Raw genomic sequence first — 16,156 nt, 5'->3', positions numbered from 1 at the left:
AAACTCTCCGTTATTGCGCTTTGTCAGCTGTTGCTGATGGTGAAACTTCAGTCGGTGTTACCGGCGCTCCAGGGCGAATTTTTTGTAACCCTTCAATAATCACTTTATCGCCATCGCTTAGCCCGTCGGTTACTAACCAGTTTGAACCAATCGTTCTGTCTACTTTTAAAACGCGGCTTTCAACGGTGTTTTCTTTGCTAACAACCATGGCTGTTGGCTCGCCTTTTGTATTACGGCTAACCCCACGTTGCGGCACTAAAATAGCGTTTTGTTTTACGCCCTCAACCACTGAGGCACGTGCATACATACCCGGTAATAATAACTTATCAGGATTTGGGAATTTAGCGCGTAAAGTAACCGACCCTGTGCTTGGGTCTACAGTCACTTCAGAAAACTGTAACGTGCCTTTAAGTGGGTAAGTTGAGCCATCTTCCATTTGCAATTCAACATCTGTTTGCGATTGTGAATCAACGCTCAATGAACCTGAAGAAATAGCTTTTTTAAGTTGAGTTAGCTCGTTGCTTGATTGGGTTAAATCAACATAAATAGGGTCAAGCTGGGTCACTGTTGCCAGTGCTGTTGTTTGATTAGCGCTAACAAGCGCACCAACAGTAACGCTCGATTTACTAATTTGGCCACTGATTGGAGAAGATACATGGCTGTAGTCTAGGTTAATTTGCGCCGATTTAAGCTGTGCTTTTGCCGTTAATAGCTCTGCTTGCGCTTGCTTTTGCGCTGCATCTGCTTCGTCAAAGTCTTGCTGACTTACGGCTTTAATTTTTAAAAGCTCGCTATAACGCGACGCTTTTGATTTAGTGCTGGCAATACTTGCCTCAGCGCGGGCAACAGCTGCTTCGCTTGCTGCTAGGTCAGCTTCAAACGTGGCGGGGTCAATTTGATAAAGCGCTTGGCCTTGCTTAACTTGAGCACCTTCTTTAAATAAACGCGATTGCACAATGCCACTTACTTGCGGGCGGATTTCCGCAATTTGAAAAGCACTAATGCGACCGGGAAGCTCCTTTTTTAGTGTAAGCGCTTGGCTTTTTAATGTAATTACACCAACAGGTACTGCTTGTGGAGCTGAAGCTTGTTGCGAGTCAGCTGCTTGGTCGCAACCTGTTAAAGCAACAGATCCAACGAGGGCTGTTAATACAAATAAAGCGATGCGAGAACGCTGCATGTTAAATACCTTTTAGTCTATTTATGTCTAGAGTGAACGATCATTCTAAAGTAAATCTAAACGAGAATAAATTAAAACGGGTGCAAATTTACACTAACTTACAGTTGCAAAATTAAACTACGCCATAGGTTGTAGAAGGTGTTAACTTGATGAAAAATAAAACGGACAAGTATGAAAAATAAACTTTATTGCGGTGCGTTATTTATTAACCTGCAACAAAAAAGCCAAGCTAAGCTTGGCTTTAATACAAATTTATAACTATTTACTTATACGAGACACCAACAATTGCTCAACCCTTATGCCCTCAACATCAACCACCTCAAATTTAAAGCCATTAAAGGTAAAGTGCTCAGCACGTTTAGGTATACGCTTCATTGTGTATATTAAAAAGCCAGCCACGGTTTCAAAGTGCATTTGATCGGGAAATTCTTCAATGTCTAATACTTTTGCTAAATCAGAAATCGGGGTTAAACCATCCACTAACCATGAGTGCTCATCGCGGGCAATAATAAGTTCATCACCTTGATGGGTAATTAAATCTCCCATAAACCCTTTCATTAAATCTTTTACGGTAACAATACCGACTAACAAGGCATATTCATTTACTACCACAGCAAACGGTTTTGCAGCACTTTTAAACGCATTTAGCGCTTCAGACAGGCTTAGGGTTTCTGGTAAATAAAACACGTCTGTTTCAATCAGCTCTTGCTTAATATTAGCTGGCTCACCCTTTAGTACTTGTCGTAGTATATCTTTTGACTCAACAGAGCCGCGTAATTTATCTAAATTTCCCGACACCACTAAAAAATGATTATGGGGGTTTTCAATAATTTTGGTGGCTATATCGTGGCTGCTTTCATTTAAGTCAAAATAAACTATTTGGTCGCGTGGGGTCATTACGCTTGATAAAAAGCGTGCTTCTAGTTCAAACACATTGCCAATTAGCTCATACTCTTGTTGTTGTAAGCTGCCGTATTCTGCGCCCGCATCCATCATCGCCACAATGTCTTCGGTGGTAACAATGTCTTCTCGCTCTGCGGGTACTTTAAATAAACGCAGTACAAAATTAGTTAAACCATTAAAAAACATCACTAATGGCGTAAGTGCAAAAGTAACCCATCGCATTATTGTTACCACACGCACAGCCACCGCTTCGGGCATGATCATCGCTAAACGCTTTGGCATTAAATCAGCAAATAATATAAACAGCGAGGTAATGGTAAAAAACGAAAATAAAAAGCTAATTTTTTCAAGGTGTACACCTTGGTAAAAAAGCACCAAGATACTTTGTACATAAGGCGATAGCGCTTGTTCGCCCACTATTCCGCCTAAAATAGCAATCGCGTTTAGGGCAATTTGGATCATCGCAAAAAACGCCCCTGGATTTTCTTGCAGTTTTAATACCGCGGCCGCGTTATCACTGCCTTCATCGGCCATTACCCGCAGTTTAATTTTACGCGACGCTGCAATAGCAATTTCCGACATGGCAAACAACGCACTGATCAAGATCAATAAGCTAATCCCGATTAAATCACCCATTTAACGCTCCAAAAAGTTAGCGCTTTTTCAATAAAAAGCAGCTGATTATAGACGCTTTTTTAAACGCGGCAATTTATATTTATACTTTTACAGGGTAAATTAATAAGCCATTGAATTAACGTTGTTTATTTTTCTTTTTTGCTTCATCGAATGCCAGCGCAAGTCTATCTTGTAGGCTTTGCGACATGTTTTTATTACAGGCAAAGTAAAGGGGAGAGTGTTGTGTATTGAGCGTAAATATAGGCTCTAATAACTTAAGCTTTGGCTCAAACTGTGCGCGGTAGTTAAATTGTTTTTTACTTAAAATAACAAAGTCGAGAATATCGTGCCGTGTGCTTATTAATTTATCTATTTTGTCAAAGCTATCAATTATCAGTAAATTTTTAGCTTCAGTAAAACCGCGTTCTAATAAAAAATGATGACTAAAATTATCACGAATAACTGCGGTTTTATATTTTTTAGCATCGCTAAGCGTTTTTAAGCGAATGTTACGTGATTTAAGGGCATAAATAGCAGAATCAAAACTTTCAAGCTCAGCTATCCAACTAAACTTACCTTCTCGCTTGGGCAATCTTGCAATTGAAAATATGCAGGTGTTTTTATCTCGCAATGTAGCGTTATAAGATAGCGCCCAACTATGCGCTAGCATAATATAATTAATATCTGTATTGGCGAGCGCGTTTCTCACTTTATCTACAGAGCGCCCTGCAAGTTGGTTGTTTTCGTCAATGTATTGAAAATCGGGGAATACTTCGGTCACTATTGTAATTTCAGCTGCATTGAGCCTTATGCATGCAAAACACAACAAAAATAAGTACAGCTTCATTCAGCTTCGCCTCAAAACTAAAACAGATATACACCAACTATAGCCGAGGGTAACCGAACCGCTAGTTTTTAACCTAGCCCTATACACTGATAGGACTAGGTTTTTTAAAGACTAACCTGCTATCTATTCATTGCACTAATTAAGAACGCTGAAATTTTAGCGCCTTCACGTAATGTTGTTTCTGAACTTGCTTGGCCTACTAATGAGCTGTCAGTAAATGGCGCTATTTCCATCATGTCGGCGCCAGTAATTGGAAACTCATCGGCAATAGCTTGTAAAATATCCAGTGCATGTTGCGGGGTTAAGCCGTTATCTTCTGGTGTGCCCGTTGCTGAGGCAAATTCGGCATCGAGTGCGTCTATGTCAAAGCTTACGTACACTTCATCTACGTTATCGGCTTTAAGCTGCGCAATGGTTTCATCCGCAACCGCTTTTGCACCACGTTCTATAATTTCATTAGCCCAATGTTGTTTTACACCAAAGGTGCTTTCCCAGTGCGATTTAGGTTTACCGCTTGAGCGAATACCAAACTGGATTAAATGATGCGGTGCAGGTAAAAACTCTAATATATGCGTACACCACGAGCCAAAACATAAATCTATCCCTAAGCGCTCTACTAATAAATCGGTATGCGCATCAAAATGAATAATAGCGGTACGTTTGCCTTGCTCGCGCTTAGCTTTTAAATACGCTTTAGTTAACGGGTAGCTAATTGAGTGATCGCCCCCAATCCCAAATATGCCTTTATCTTTAAATGTGGCGTAAAAGCTGTCACACACATCTTCGGTAATAGAAAGCGGGCTTACGTAGTAATCATCGTTTTTATCGCCGTATAGGGCTTTTTGGCAGTTTGAAATAGTGGCGTCGTTTAAGTATTTATCATGTAATAAATGCGGGATAACGCGTACATCACCTAAATCAAAAGAGCGGCACTGGGTTTGCTGATCAATCAAGGCTGAGCGTAAAAATAATGGCCCCCAGTTTGCGCCACGTAAAATACCGCCGCCACAATCTGAGCTAATACCTAACATAACCGCTTTGTGCGGAGATTCGGGTAATTGTGTTAAAGAATCGCGCCACAAAACATCAACATTTTCGCTTTGCCCATACAATTTATTACGTAATGCCGCTTTACGCTCTTTCGCGGTATTAACTGTAAATACACCATCGCCAGGTGCACATAAACAGTGCTCTACTTTACGTTTAAACGCGTCAAATTGTGTGCTCATAATAAATCCTATACTTGTGTGTTTTATTCATGTGGTTTTGATTAGTTATGCAAAAACTAAAATTATCGGCCTATTTGCAAATAACGCGCAATGCGCTCACTTATTGCTCAAGCATTATTTATGCGCTTATATAAAAGCCGTTAAAAAAAAGCTAAAATAAAACCGTAACTGTTTGTTATTAAATAACTAAAAACGCTTTAAACCACGTATTGATAAATTTAAATTATCACCATAATCAATACATATAGACTCTCAATAAACAAGTCAACCACCCGCCTTTTAACGAACTTTAAGCCTTTGATTTAATATTCAATGTGAATGAATAAAGCCATCATTTATAAGTATTTTTCAACATCGGACATACGTCCTGTACTTAGTTTACATTTGCCGTAATGATGCTAGATTGACAACAAATTTTTATAAAAAGGCTTAGTTATGGAAAAGGTATTTCACTTAGGATTATGTATTGACGATTTAAAAGGGGCTGAGCTTGCTATTGTCCCTGGTGACCCAGATCGTGCTGCACGCATTTCTCAATTCCTAGACAACCCAACCTGCCTTGCTCAAACACGTGAGTTTCATGTTTATTTAGGCCAGTTAAATGGTCACTCTGTGGTGATTTGTTCAACCGGTATTGGCGGCCCTTCAACCTCTATTGCTGTAGAGGAGCTGGCACAGCTTGGCGTACGTACTTTCTTACGTATTGGTACTACTGGGGCAATTCAGCCACATATTAATGAAGGTGATATTTTAGTAAGCCAAGCGTCTGTGCGTTTAGATGGCGCAAGCCAACACTTTGCACCACTTAGCTACCCTGCGGTATCTGACTTTTTTGCCACTCAAGCTATGGTGCAAGCGTGTAAAAACCTAGATATCGACTTCCACATTGGTATTACTGCCTCAAGCGACACATTCTACCCAGGGCAAGAGCGTTACGATACGCACTCGGGTTATGTACCTAAGTCATTACAAGGTAGCTGTGAAGAGTGGCAAAACCTAGGCGTGATGAACTACGAAATGGAGTCTGCTACCTTATTTACCATGTGTGCAGCGCTAGGCCTTAAAGCGGCGTGTGTTGCCGGTGTATTGGTTAACCGTACTCGCCAAGAAATTCCAAATGTTGATCACGGTGAAATTGAGAAGAAATCTGTGGCCGTGGTATTAGAAGCTGCAAAAGTACTATTAGGCTAATGCCTTTTTAGCGCTTTAATAAAACGCATAAAGCACAGCAATTGCTGTGCTTTATTGTTTTTAGCTTACCCTGAACTCTGGTTACCTTAGCTTTGCGCTAATCACTTCTATTTCTGGCAAATTGCTAAAACTTGCAAGTACCGCACGTGCTACTCCCCCTTGGTTTTCATGACCTTGGGTTTCTAACAGTGTAATTGCTTTAATCGTTTTATCGTTAAAGCTAAGACCCGCTAAAAACAATTGACTAAGCGCACTTTGAAGTGGCGAAAGGCTTGGGCTGTAAGCCGCGTTTTCTGCGTAACTGCCGTAAAAGTCACCATTATTAAAGGTGCTTATTTTAACTGCGCTAAAGTTGTTACTGTAAGGTACGTAGGCCATTAGCGCCATGGCTGCTAGTTTTTCATCAAGGGCTGTATCTGCAAATGTGTGTTGCTGCTGTTTTGGGTTAAACAGGCTAAAATCGTTGCCTAAATCAGTGGGGCCAAATGAATGCGGTAATAAATCAGCTAATTTAAAGTGCTGATCTGGTAGTAAAATATCAAACTCTTTTGCATCAGCCATTTCGTTCATAAACTGCCTGCAATAGCCACATGGGGCATCGCTAATTGCTATTTTTAGTATTTTTTTTGCGCCATTTAACCACGCATTGTTAATCGCCGACTGCTCTGCATGCACGACTAAACTAAGCGCTTGGTGATCAAACTCGACATTAGCACCAAAATAAAAATTTATATCACCTTGCTCATCAAGAGCTTTAACAATAGCTCCCACATGAAAATGAGAAACAGGAGCCACCGAAAATTCAGACGCTAGAGGCACTAAACCTTGTAATAACGCGTCATCAGATACATTAAGTTGCGCGCATAATTGGCTAATATCGTTAGGATGTAAAATACCGCGCTGGGCTTTTAATTGGCTGCGTAATGCTTGAGTTTGCGTAACGCTTAGTGAGATATGTGAATTTGTGAGTGCTGTGTCTTGTTGCACAGTAAAAGTTGCTGATGCCATAACATATTATAATTATTTAATGGCTAAGTAGTTTAAAAGGTTAGGCGCCTAAATGCCAGCAAAAAAAGGGAGCACACTGTGCTCCCCTGTTTTTTAGTTAAAGTAGACTAACCAGTATTGCGCATACCTGCAGCAATACCTGTCATAGTGATCATTAATGCATTATCAATATCACCTTCACTTACTTTATCGCTTGAGCGCGAACGGCGCAGCAGCTCAACTTGCAGTACATTAAGCGGATCGGTGTACGGATTACGCAGCGCAATCGACTCTTTTATCCATGGTTGATCTGCCAATAAGCTATTTTGTGGGCTAAGCGATTGCACTAAGCTAATTGCTTCTTCTAGCTCTTTACGTAACGAGATACCTAATGGTTTGTACATATCTTCCACCAGCGCGTTATCGTAATGCTCACTTAACCAGCTATCGGCTTTACTAAATACCATTTCTAGCATTTCAAGACGTGCTCTGAAAAATGGCCATTTCAGGCTCATTTCGTGCAGTGTTTCTATGCCGTATTTATCAAGTGCCGCTTTTAAGCCTGTTAATGCACCAAGCCATGCAGGTAACATTAAACGGTTTTGGCTCCATGCAAAAATCCATGGAATAGCACGTAAGCTCTCAACCCCACCATTTGGGTTACGTTTCGCAGGACGCGAGCCCAATGGTAATTTAGACAGCTCTAGCTCAGGCGTTGCCATTCTAAAGTAAGGAACAAAGTTTTCATCATGGCGAACCACATTACGGTAGTGCTCGCACGACTGCTCGCTTATCAACTTCATCACTTCACGCCATTCTTGCTTAGGCTCTGGCGGTGGTAATAAGTTACTTTGCAGTACGGCACCCGCGTAAATGTTTAAACTTTGCAGTGCTACATCGGGTAAACCAAACTTAAAGCGGATCATTTCGCCTTGCTCAGTTACTCGCAAGCCACCTTTTAATGAACCAGGCGGTTGTGAATGCAATGCTTGTGCAGCAGGCGCCCCACCGCGCCCTACCGTACCACCACGACCATGGAATAAAACAAGTTCAATACCGCGCTTATCGGCAAGCTGCACTAGTTTATCCATTGCTTCGTACTGTGCCCAGCCTGCGGCCATCATGCCGGCATCTTTAGCTGAATCAGAATAACCAATCATGACATTTTGGGTATTTTTAATATGCCCGCGGTACCATACGTTATCAAGCAACGTGGTAATTACATCGCTACCAGCGTTTAAATCGTCAAGCGTTTCAAACAAAGGCGCTACTGGTAAATCAAACTGACAGCCACTTTCTTTTAGAAGCAGTTGTACAGCTAAAATGTCAGAGGCGGTACGCGCCATTGAAATAATGTACAAGCCAAATGTTTTTTCATCTTGCTTAGCTATTACATCAAAGGTGTCGAGTACTTCTTGCACCTCTGGACTTGGTTGCCAGTTTTTAGGAATAAGCGGACGGCGAGAATTAAGCTCGGTAAGCAAAAATGCTTGTTTGTCTTGCTCTTGCCATTGGTTGTAATCGCCTAAGCCTAGGTGGCGTGTAAGCTCAGAAAACACATCGCTGTGGCGGTCTGAATCTTGGCGTACATCAAGTTTTGCCAAACGCAGGCCAAAGCTATTTATACGGTGCAGTAAATCAAGTAATAAACCATCGGCGACAACTTTCATGTTGCACTTTAATAAAGAGCGATAGCACACCTCTACTGGGTGCTTGATTTGATTTATATCAGTGATTAAGTCTTCTGAATCGCTGCGCTTATTCTTGATTTTTGCACCTAAATGCACCACTGTTTCAGAGACTTGGTTTTTAAGCTTTTTAAGTACAGCGCGATAAGGTTCAAAGTCTTGTCCTGCCAGCTCAATTAGCTCATCGCTTGCATCTGACATGCTCAGCTCTGCGCTTAGCGTGTCAATATCACGGCTGTATAAATCAAGTGCCATCCAACGACCATGGTCAAGTACTTGCTGTGTTACCTGTGCGGTTACAAATGGGTTACCGTCACGGTCTCCGCCCATCCAAGAGGTAAACTCAATGGGGCTGTAATCAATCGGAAGCTCTAAACTTAAATGCTCTTTAACTTGATCTGAAAACTCACGTAAAAAGCGTGGCACAGCATGCCATAAGCTGTTTTCAATAACAGCGTATCCCCATTTAGCTTCATCAACTGGGCTTGGGCGAGAACGACGAATATCATCGGTGTGCCATGCTTGGCTGATAAGCTGAGCGATACGGTTTAAAATAGCTTCACGCTCTTGTGGTAAATTGTCTTTGCGCTCAAGCGAGGCTAAACAATCACTTAATTCTACGTGCTTATTAATAATGGTACGGCGCGTCACCTCGGTTGGGTGAGCGGTTAATACTAAGTTTATGTGGAGTTTTGAGAGTGTTTCGGCCAGATGATTACTATCTAATTGGCCTTCTTTTGCTTTTGCAGTTAACGTTTTTAATGTTTGAGTGAGAGGATTTAGTTGGCAAAAACCAACATCATTAAAACGCGAAACAGTGTGGAACTGCTCTGCTACATTAGCTAAATTTAAAAAATGATTAAATGAACGGGCAACCGGTAAAAGCTCTTCATCACTAAGCGCATGTAGTACCTCAATTAGCGCTTGTCTGTCGTCTTCGTTACCACTGCGAGATGACTTTGATAAAGCACGAATTTCCTCTACTTTATCTAAAATCGCTTGGCCTTGGGCATCTTTAATAGTTTGTCCTAGTAGCTGCCCAAGTAAATTAACATTACCTCGCAAGGCGGCATATTGTTCACTCATTTCTCAGTCTCCTTTGTTTCATGGAATGCTATTAATATCATCATGAGCGCAGATTTAATAGATCCATTTGCAATGGTGAATCGTAATTAGCTATATGTAAATTATTAGAAAACGGCTTTTATGATCATTTTTTACGACGCCAGCTGCCCGCTTTGCAATACAGAAATGCAGCACCTTAAAGATGCTGATACTAAACATAAAATTGTTTTAGAAGACCTTAATAGCCACGATTTTAGCGCACGTTATCCAAGTGTTAATAAAAACAAGGCCATGGCTATATTGCATGCACAGTTACCAACTGGCGAGATGATTTACGGCTTAGATGTTACCTATCAAGCGTGGAAAACAGTAGGAAAATACAGCTGGTTGAAAATTTTTCGCTTGCCAATAATTCGCTACTTCGCTGATGCCGCCTATATGTTTTTTGCAAAACACAGACAAAAAATAAGCCGTTTGCTCATGCCAAACGCCTCCTGTTTAAACTGCCAATGCACTGTTAATACAAAGGACAAACAATGAAAACAATTGTTTTATTTGGTGCCAGCAGCGCAATAGCACAAGCTTATATTGAGCACCTACAAATAAATGCACCCACAGTGCAAGTTATATGTGTTAGCTCAAAAAAGGCAGATACAAATAGTAATGTTGTTTACCTAGAGAGTGATTACACAGCGCAAAGCTTAGCCAAGGTTACAACTTACTTAAAAGAGCAAAATGCCGATATCCAACAAGTCGTTATGTTTAATGGCACTTTACACAACAAAACCCACATGCCAGAAAAAAAGCTAGAAGAGCTAAACGCAGACTATTTTAACGAATTATTTAATTCCAACACACTCACTCCCTTACTGTGCTTACAAAGCATTTTGCCGCTGTTAACACATAAAACGCAGTGCACTATAACGGCGCTCAGTGCGCGTGTGGGCAGTATTAACGATAATAAATTAGGCGGATGGTATACATACCGCGCATCTAAAGCGGCCTTAAACATGCTATTTAAAACCGCAGCGGTAGAACTGGCGCGCCGAGCTAAAAATACTAAACTGGTGTTATTTCATCCGGGCACTACCGATACTGCGCTTTCAAAACCATTTCAAAAAAACGTACCTGCGGATAAGCTTTTTAGCGCTGAATTTGTAGCTAAACAGCTTTTTACACTTACGTTTAATAACCCTCATTTAGAACTTAACGGTGAGCCCGCCTATTTAGATTGGCAAGGCGAAGCCATACCCTGGTAAGGACCTTTAATGCATTTTACTAAAGAGCGCATAAACGCACTTGAAAAACACACTCGTACTCATTTAATTAATTCACTTTCGGGTTTTAAAAGCGCCAACTTAATTGGCACGCAAGACAAGCAAGGCAATACAAATGTAGCTATTGTTAGCTCGGTTATTCATTTAGGGGCTCACCCGCCATTGGTTGGCATGATAATGCGCCCTAATAGCGTGCCTCGCCATACGTTTGAAAACATCATAGAAACAGGTTGTTACACCATTAACCAAGTAAATAAGGCCATATATAAGCAAGCTCATCAAACATCAGCTCGCTACGATAAAGGCGAGTCAGAATTTGACGCAACAGGTTTAACGCCAGAATACCTAAATGAATTTACAGCCCCGTTTGTGCAAGAGTCGCGATTAAAATACTCTGTAAAATACGTTGAGCACCAACACTTAGCTGTTAATGGCACCGAGCTGGTTATAGGTGAAATTACCGATGTGTATTTAGATGAAGCGGCGCTACAAAGTGATGGCTTTTTAGATTTACAAGCCATTGAAACAGTGGCTGTAACAGGGCTTGATAGCTACCACACTAGCAATAAATTATCGCGTTTACCTTACGCTAAAAAACCTTAGTATGCATGTTGTCGCATAATATTGAATTATGCTTTTACATTAAACACAATGCCTAACACCAATCTGCTTATTGGGCATTTTTAACATTTTAGTGAAATTTAATATGTTAAATTGCTCAAGAATTTATGCAGCTTGGTATTGAAACCAAGGAGACTTTTATGGCCACACTAGGCGTTGGTACACACACAAGCGAGCAAGCATTAGCGGGATTAAGCAATATGACCGCCAATGTAACCCCTATTCAAGCAGATGAATATTTACAGCGCATTGCAAAAGCACAAGCTTATATGCAAGCAAATAATATTGATGCAATTTACTTAAATGCAGGTACAAACCTCACTTACTTCACAGGTATGAAATGGTATGCAAGTGAGCGCATGGTTGGCGCCATTTTACCCGCTATAGGCGATGTACAATACATAGCCCCTTATTTTGAAATTGGCACCCTAAACGGCTTTAAAGTGATTGAAGGCCCCATTCATGGCTGGCAAGAGCACGAAAACCCTTATGCGCTATTTGTAAGTGTACTCAAGCAGCTCAACATTAATGACAATGCCACAATAGGCATTGATGAAAGTGCGCAGTTTTTTATATTCGACGGTATTAACAAAGCGCAAAAAGGCTTAAATATAGTTAATGCACAAAGCGTTACTGCACATTGCCGCATGCATAAATCAGTAAACGAATTAGCGCTCATGCAATGCGCAATGGATATGACTTTAGCCGTACATCAAGCAACTGCAAGCATGCTTTACGAAGGTATTACCACCACAGAGGTAGAAGCCTTCATTAAAAAAGCGCATCAAAAAGTAGGTGCCCCCGGTAACTATTTTTGTATTGTTTTATTTGGTGTGGCGACCTCATTTCCACATGGCGTTAAAGATGCGCAAGTGCTTAAAAAAGGCGATATGGTATTAATAGATACCGGTTGCAAAGTGCATGATTACCTTTCAGATATAACCCGCACCTATGTATTTGGTGAGCCAACAGTGCGCCAGCGCATGTTTTGGGATCATGAAAAAGCAGCGCAACTCGCCGCTTTTAGTGCTGCAAAAATTGGCGCTACGTGTGAAGCAGTTGATGCAGGCGCTCGTCACTATTTAGCGGCTCAAGGATTGGGGCCACAGTATCAAACACCGGGCTGCCCGCATCGTACGGGCCATGGTATTGGCTTAGATATTCACGAATGGCCTTATTTAGTCGGTGGAGACAAAACCCCACTTGCACCTGGCATGTGTTTTAGTAACGAGCCAATGCTAGTAATACCTGATGAATTTGGTGTACGTTTGGAGGATCACTTTTATATGACCGACAACGGCCCGCATTGGTTTACACAACCAAGTTATAGTATTGACGACCCGTTTGGGCTTAACGCTTAAACCCTTTAAAAAAGAGCAGCAATTAGCTGCTCTTTTTAGTTTGAGGATTGATAATGCATACTTCATCCCAATATCGTTTGTTATACAAAAGCAATCCGCAAAAGGATGAATATGAAAAACTTTAAAATTGATATCGTGTCAGACGTAATGTGCCCATGGTGCGTAATAGGTTACAAAAACCTAGAAACAGCGCTTGGCCAACTTAAAGACGAGATGAGTGCAGATATTACGTGGCATCCTTTTGAGCTAAATCCTGACATGCCGCTTGAAGGTCAAAATTTAAACGAGCACCTAATGCAAAAGTACAACCTAAGCGAAGAGCAAGGCGATGAAAATCGTAAAAACATGTTCGAAGCAGGTCAGCGTGCCGGGTTTACCTTTAATTTTGATGGTGAGCGCATCATGATCAACAGCTTTGATTTACACCGCCTACTTACTTGGGCGCGTGAAGAAGATAAGCAAACCGAATTAAAGCTTGCCATGTTTGAAGCACACTTCACCGATTTAAAATACTTAAATCAAGAAGAGGCACTGCTTGATGTAGTAGAAAGTGTTGGCCTTGATAAAGAACAGGCGCGTAGTATTTTACACTCAGACAAATACGTACAAACAGTGCGCCAAGAGCAAGACCGCTTTAAGCAAATGGGTATTACCTCAGTCCCTACATTTATTATCAACGATAAATACGCAATCAGTGGCGGACAACCAAGCGACTCGTTTATTCAAGCACTAAAACAAATTAGTGAAGAAGAGGCTAAGCAAGACGCTTAGCAAGTAAGCTGCTGTTTAACATATATAAGGCTGCGCAATGCAGTCTTGTATGGTTTTAAAGGTGCAGCGTGACTTTACTGCCTACGTGAACCTATTTTTCTATAAGCTTTTAACAAAAACCCTCTGCTACTCAAACTTTACCTTCTGCGCTTTTATAAAAGTGCTGGCACTATACGTGCATTGCCTATTTTGTGTTCTTAATGAGTGTGCTGCGCGCTATTTTATTTCAAATGCCACGTAAATATTACAAGGTGCTATTAACTTCTTTCATACCGCCATTCACTCACTATTACTTAAGGGCTAACGAGTAACTAAATACGCATAAGGAGCAAGCATGGCTAAGTCAGCAACATTATACAGAATGGTAACTAATGAGCATATTTGCCCATTTGGACTCAAATCAAAAGATTTACTTAAGCGAAAAGGCTATAAGGTAGATGATAAGCCGCTGACTTCGCGCGAAGAAACCGATGCATTTCAACAAAAGCACAATGTCGATACCACACCACAAACATTTATCGATAACGAACGCATTGGCGGGTATGACGACCTGCGAGCTTACTTTAATAAATCGGAGCCAGGCCAACAAGGTACTACTTATACTCCCGTAACGGCCATTTTTGCTGTTACCTTATTGCTTGCCTTTGCATTTAGCTACTCGGCTGGCTTTGCACTTTTTTCTATGCATACAGTTATGCTGTTTGTCGCGTTAACAATGGGCGTACTGGCTATTCAAAAATTACGCGACTTATACAGCTTTAGTAATTCTTTTATAACCTATGATTTATTTGCGATGAAAGTAGTGAGATATGCTTATGTGTATCCATTTTTAGAAGCATTTGTAAGTATTGGCATGATTGCAGGGCTTTCAGCTTATATTGTTGCACCAATTTCTTTATTTATTGGGGGTGTTGGCGCCGTGTCGGTGATTAAGGCTGTTTACATAGACAAACGCGAGCTTAAATGTGCCTGTGTTGGCGGAGATAGTAATGTACCGCTGGGATTTGTCTCTCTAACCGAAAACCTGTTTATGATTGCGGCGGGTATCTGGATGTTTATTAAATAACCTTAATTCAGGTTAAATAATGAGCTTGATAACTAACCGGATTATTTTACATGATTGGTATTTTAGTGTAAAAAAGGCTACTAACTAAATAATAAAAGGAATTAAAATGAAATACTTACTGTCTATCATTGCCGCTCTAATCATTACTGGCTGTACTACAACTCCACTTCAAGACAGTCCTACCGCAACAGTAAAATCAACAGTTCCCCCTAAATACCCTGTTGCAGAGGTACGTAACAAAACAGAAGGTTTTGTTACCATGTCTTATGATGTAGATAGTTATGGGCGCCCAAATAATATTAAAGTTATTAACGCTAAACCTGAGCAAGTGTTTAATAGCGAAGCCAAACGTGCCCTATCTAAATGGCAGTACTCACCTAAAGTTGTTAATGGTGTTGCTGTACCTGATAAAAACTTAGAAATGACAATTGAGTTTAATTTGGATAATTAATAATCGGGTAAGGTTATATCTTAAAGGCTGCAGTGTGCAGCCTTTTTAGTATTTGTCAGCGAGCTTATTAAGTACGATAAAGCACTTTAATTACATGCCAGCCAAATTTAGTTTTAACTAAATGTGGCTCTAAAATAGCGCCATTAAAGGCTATTTTGTCAAACTGCGGAACCATTTGCCCGCGTCTAAATTCGCCAAGGTCACCGCCTTTTTTACCCGACGGGCACGACGAGTATTTTTTAGCTAAGGTTTGAAACTTGGCACCTTTACCTAATTGCTTAATAATGTCTTCTGCTATTTCTTTGTGTTTTACCAATATGTGGAGTGCGTGCGCTGTGCTTGCCATTTCAAAACCCTGATAATTTAAAACGCGGCGATTTTAGCACAGCCACCTAAACCTAGCATCTACTTATAGCTGACCAATCAAATAATTGGCGTCACCCAATAGCACGCTTTAATTCACAAAACCTGATATTTGGTCTAAGCAGCTATAGCTAGGGTCCGAGAGTGGGCTCAAGCTAGTTACTTTTCTAATTCGTGGTGCTTTACTTTTTTCATGACTGGCAATAAATCCCTCCACTAAAAGCATTCGATCACTACAATGCTTAACAAACCCCTCAGTTACATCACCGTAAAATGGGAATACTAAGTATTGCTTTGACATTTTTTCTAGAGCTGCACGATCTTCATAAAAATCAAGGTGTCCGTAATGTCCAACTAAGCACACCTTAGTTCCAACCAAATCATTTTGATTCTTGAAAAGTTCGCCCCAAGATATTTTTTTACATTCAATTTTTTCCTGTAAGGGAAATGCTTTTACAGAAAAGACCACAACCATTAAAACTAACAATCTAGACATAGATATAAATTTTTTCATATTTGGATTCTATTAACTTTCCGGGAG

16 protein-coding genes are annotated in these 16,156 nt (G+C 40.7%); 8 read left to right on the top strand and 8 right to left on the bottom strand.

Features of this window, described 5'->3' with window-relative positions; genetic code table 11:
• Positions 1 to 10: 10 nt before the first annotated feature.
• From MTN96_RS26100 to MTN96_RS26085, 4 genes are all read right to left on the bottom strand, one after another.
• Positions 11 to 1,180: an efflux RND transporter periplasmic adaptor subunit gene (locus tag MTN96_RS26100; protein WP_138579123.1), complete on the bottom strand. Its 1,170-nt coding sequence runs from the start codon at positions 1,178 to 1,180 to the stop codon at positions 11 to 13.
• A gap of 258 nt (positions 1,181 to 1,438) precedes the next feature.
• On the bottom strand, positions 1,439 to 2,719 hold the full coding sequence (locus MTN96_RS26095; RefSeq protein ID WP_138684675.1) for a hemolysin family protein: 1,281 nt from the start codon (positions 2,717 to 2,719) through the stop codon (positions 1,439 to 1,441).
• Positions 2,720 to 2,834: 115 nt separating this feature from the next.
• A complete protein-coding gene (locus MTN96_RS26090; RefSeq protein WP_248533171.1) occupies positions 2,835 to 3,545 on the bottom strand; it encodes a transporter substrate-binding domain-containing protein in 711 nt (236 codons plus the stop codon).
• Between the two features lie 119 nt (positions 3,546 to 3,664).
• Complete coding sequence (locus tag MTN96_RS26085) at positions 3,665 to 4,774, bottom strand: arginase family protein (RefSeq protein ID WP_096042892.1); 1,110 nt, start codon at positions 4,772 to 4,774, stop codon at positions 3,665 to 3,667.
• A gap of 435 nt (positions 4,775 to 5,209) precedes the next feature.
• On the opposite strand from MTN96_RS26085, the gene udp reads away from it, so the two are divergent.
• Complete coding sequence (gene udp, locus MTN96_RS26080) at positions 5,210 to 5,965, top strand: uridine phosphorylase (RefSeq protein ID WP_004588758.1); 756 nt, start codon at positions 5,210 to 5,212, stop codon at positions 5,963 to 5,965.
• Positions 5,966 to 6,046: 81 nt separating this feature from the next.
• Here udp and cdd read toward each other — a convergent pair whose 3' ends face one another.
• Both cdd and ppc read right to left on the bottom strand, forming a co-directional pair.
• The gene (gene cdd, locus MTN96_RS26075; RefSeq protein ID WP_248533169.1) at positions 6,047 to 6,973 is read right to left on the bottom strand and encodes a cytidine deaminase; all 927 of its coding nucleotides are present in this window, start codon (positions 6,971 to 6,973) and stop codon (positions 6,047 to 6,049) included.
• A gap of 107 nt (positions 6,974 to 7,080) precedes the next feature.
• Complete coding sequence (gene ppc / locus MTN96_RS26070; RefSeq protein WP_248533167.1) at positions 7,081 to 9,726, bottom strand: phosphoenolpyruvate carboxylase; 2,646 nt, start codon at positions 9,724 to 9,726, stop codon at positions 7,081 to 7,083.
• Positions 9,727 to 9,846: 120 nt separating this feature from the next.
• On the opposite strand from ppc, the gene MTN96_RS26065 reads away from it, so the two are divergent.
• The 7 genes from MTN96_RS26065 to MTN96_RS26035 all read left to right on the top strand — a co-directional run bounded on the left by MTN96_RS26065 (position 9,847) and on the right by MTN96_RS26035 (position 15,252).
• On the top strand, positions 9,847 to 10,245 hold the full coding sequence (locus MTN96_RS26065) for a thiol-disulfide oxidoreductase DCC family protein (RefSeq protein ID WP_248533165.1): 399 nt from the start codon (positions 9,847 to 9,849) through the stop codon (positions 10,243 to 10,245).
• A complete protein-coding gene (locus MTN96_RS26060; RefSeq protein WP_248533163.1) occupies positions 10,242 to 10,964 on the top strand; it encodes an SDR family NAD(P)-dependent oxidoreductase in 723 nt (240 codons plus the stop codon). Before MTN96_RS26065 ends, MTN96_RS26060 begins: the two co-directional genes overlap by 4 nt.
• 9 nt (positions 10,965 to 10,973) lie before the next feature.
• Entirely contained in the window at positions 10,974 to 11,585 is a 612-nt protein-coding gene (locus MTN96_RS26055) for a flavin reductase family protein (RefSeq protein ID WP_004588763.1), read from the top strand.
• A gap of 158 nt (positions 11,586 to 11,743) precedes the next feature.
• Entirely contained in the window at positions 11,744 to 12,964 is a 1,221-nt protein-coding gene (locus tag MTN96_RS26050; RefSeq protein WP_154945465.1) for a Xaa-Pro peptidase family protein, read from the top strand.
• Positions 12,965 to 13,075: 111 nt separating this feature from the next.
• Positions 13,076 to 13,735: a DsbA family oxidoreductase gene (locus MTN96_RS26045; RefSeq protein WP_248533161.1), complete on the top strand. Its 660-nt coding sequence runs from the start codon at positions 13,076 to 13,078 to the stop codon at positions 13,733 to 13,735.
• 334 nt (positions 13,736 to 14,069) lie between these two features.
• Positions 14,070 to 14,801, top strand: coding sequence for a MauE/DoxX family redox-associated membrane protein (locus tag MTN96_RS26040; RefSeq protein ID WP_055253921.1), 732 nt, complete (start codon positions 14,070 to 14,072; stop codon positions 14,799 to 14,801).
• Positions 14,802 to 14,907: 106 nt separating this feature from the next.
• Positions 14,908 to 15,252 (top strand): TonB family protein, encoded by a 345-nt coding sequence (locus MTN96_RS26035; RefSeq protein ID WP_029771693.1) that lies wholly within the window; start codon positions 14,908 to 14,910, stop codon positions 15,250 to 15,252.
• A 67-nt stretch (positions 15,253 to 15,319) separates the two neighbouring features.
• Here the strand turns inward: MTN96_RS26035 and MTN96_RS26030 are convergent, their stop codons facing one another.
• Both MTN96_RS26030 and MTN96_RS26025 read right to left on the bottom strand, forming a co-directional pair.
• Positions 15,320 to 15,598 carry a peptidylprolyl isomerase gene (locus tag MTN96_RS26030; RefSeq protein WP_004588770.1) on the bottom strand — a complete coding sequence of 93 codons (279 nt, stop codon included), beginning with the start codon at positions 15,596 to 15,598 and terminating at the stop codon, positions 15,320 to 15,322.
• Between the two features lie 108 nt (positions 15,599 to 15,706).
• Positions 15,707 to 16,129 carry a hypothetical protein gene (locus tag MTN96_RS26025; RefSeq protein WP_055253920.1) on the bottom strand — a complete coding sequence of 141 codons (423 nt, stop codon included), beginning with the start codon at positions 16,127 to 16,129 and terminating at the stop codon, positions 15,707 to 15,709.
• Between the last annotated feature and the right edge of the window lie 27 nt (positions 16,130 to 16,156).

The sequence above is a fragment of the Pseudoalteromonas sp. 2CM28B genome, assembly GCF_023161935.1.
This window is presented reverse-complemented; position numbering and strand designations above follow the sequence as displayed.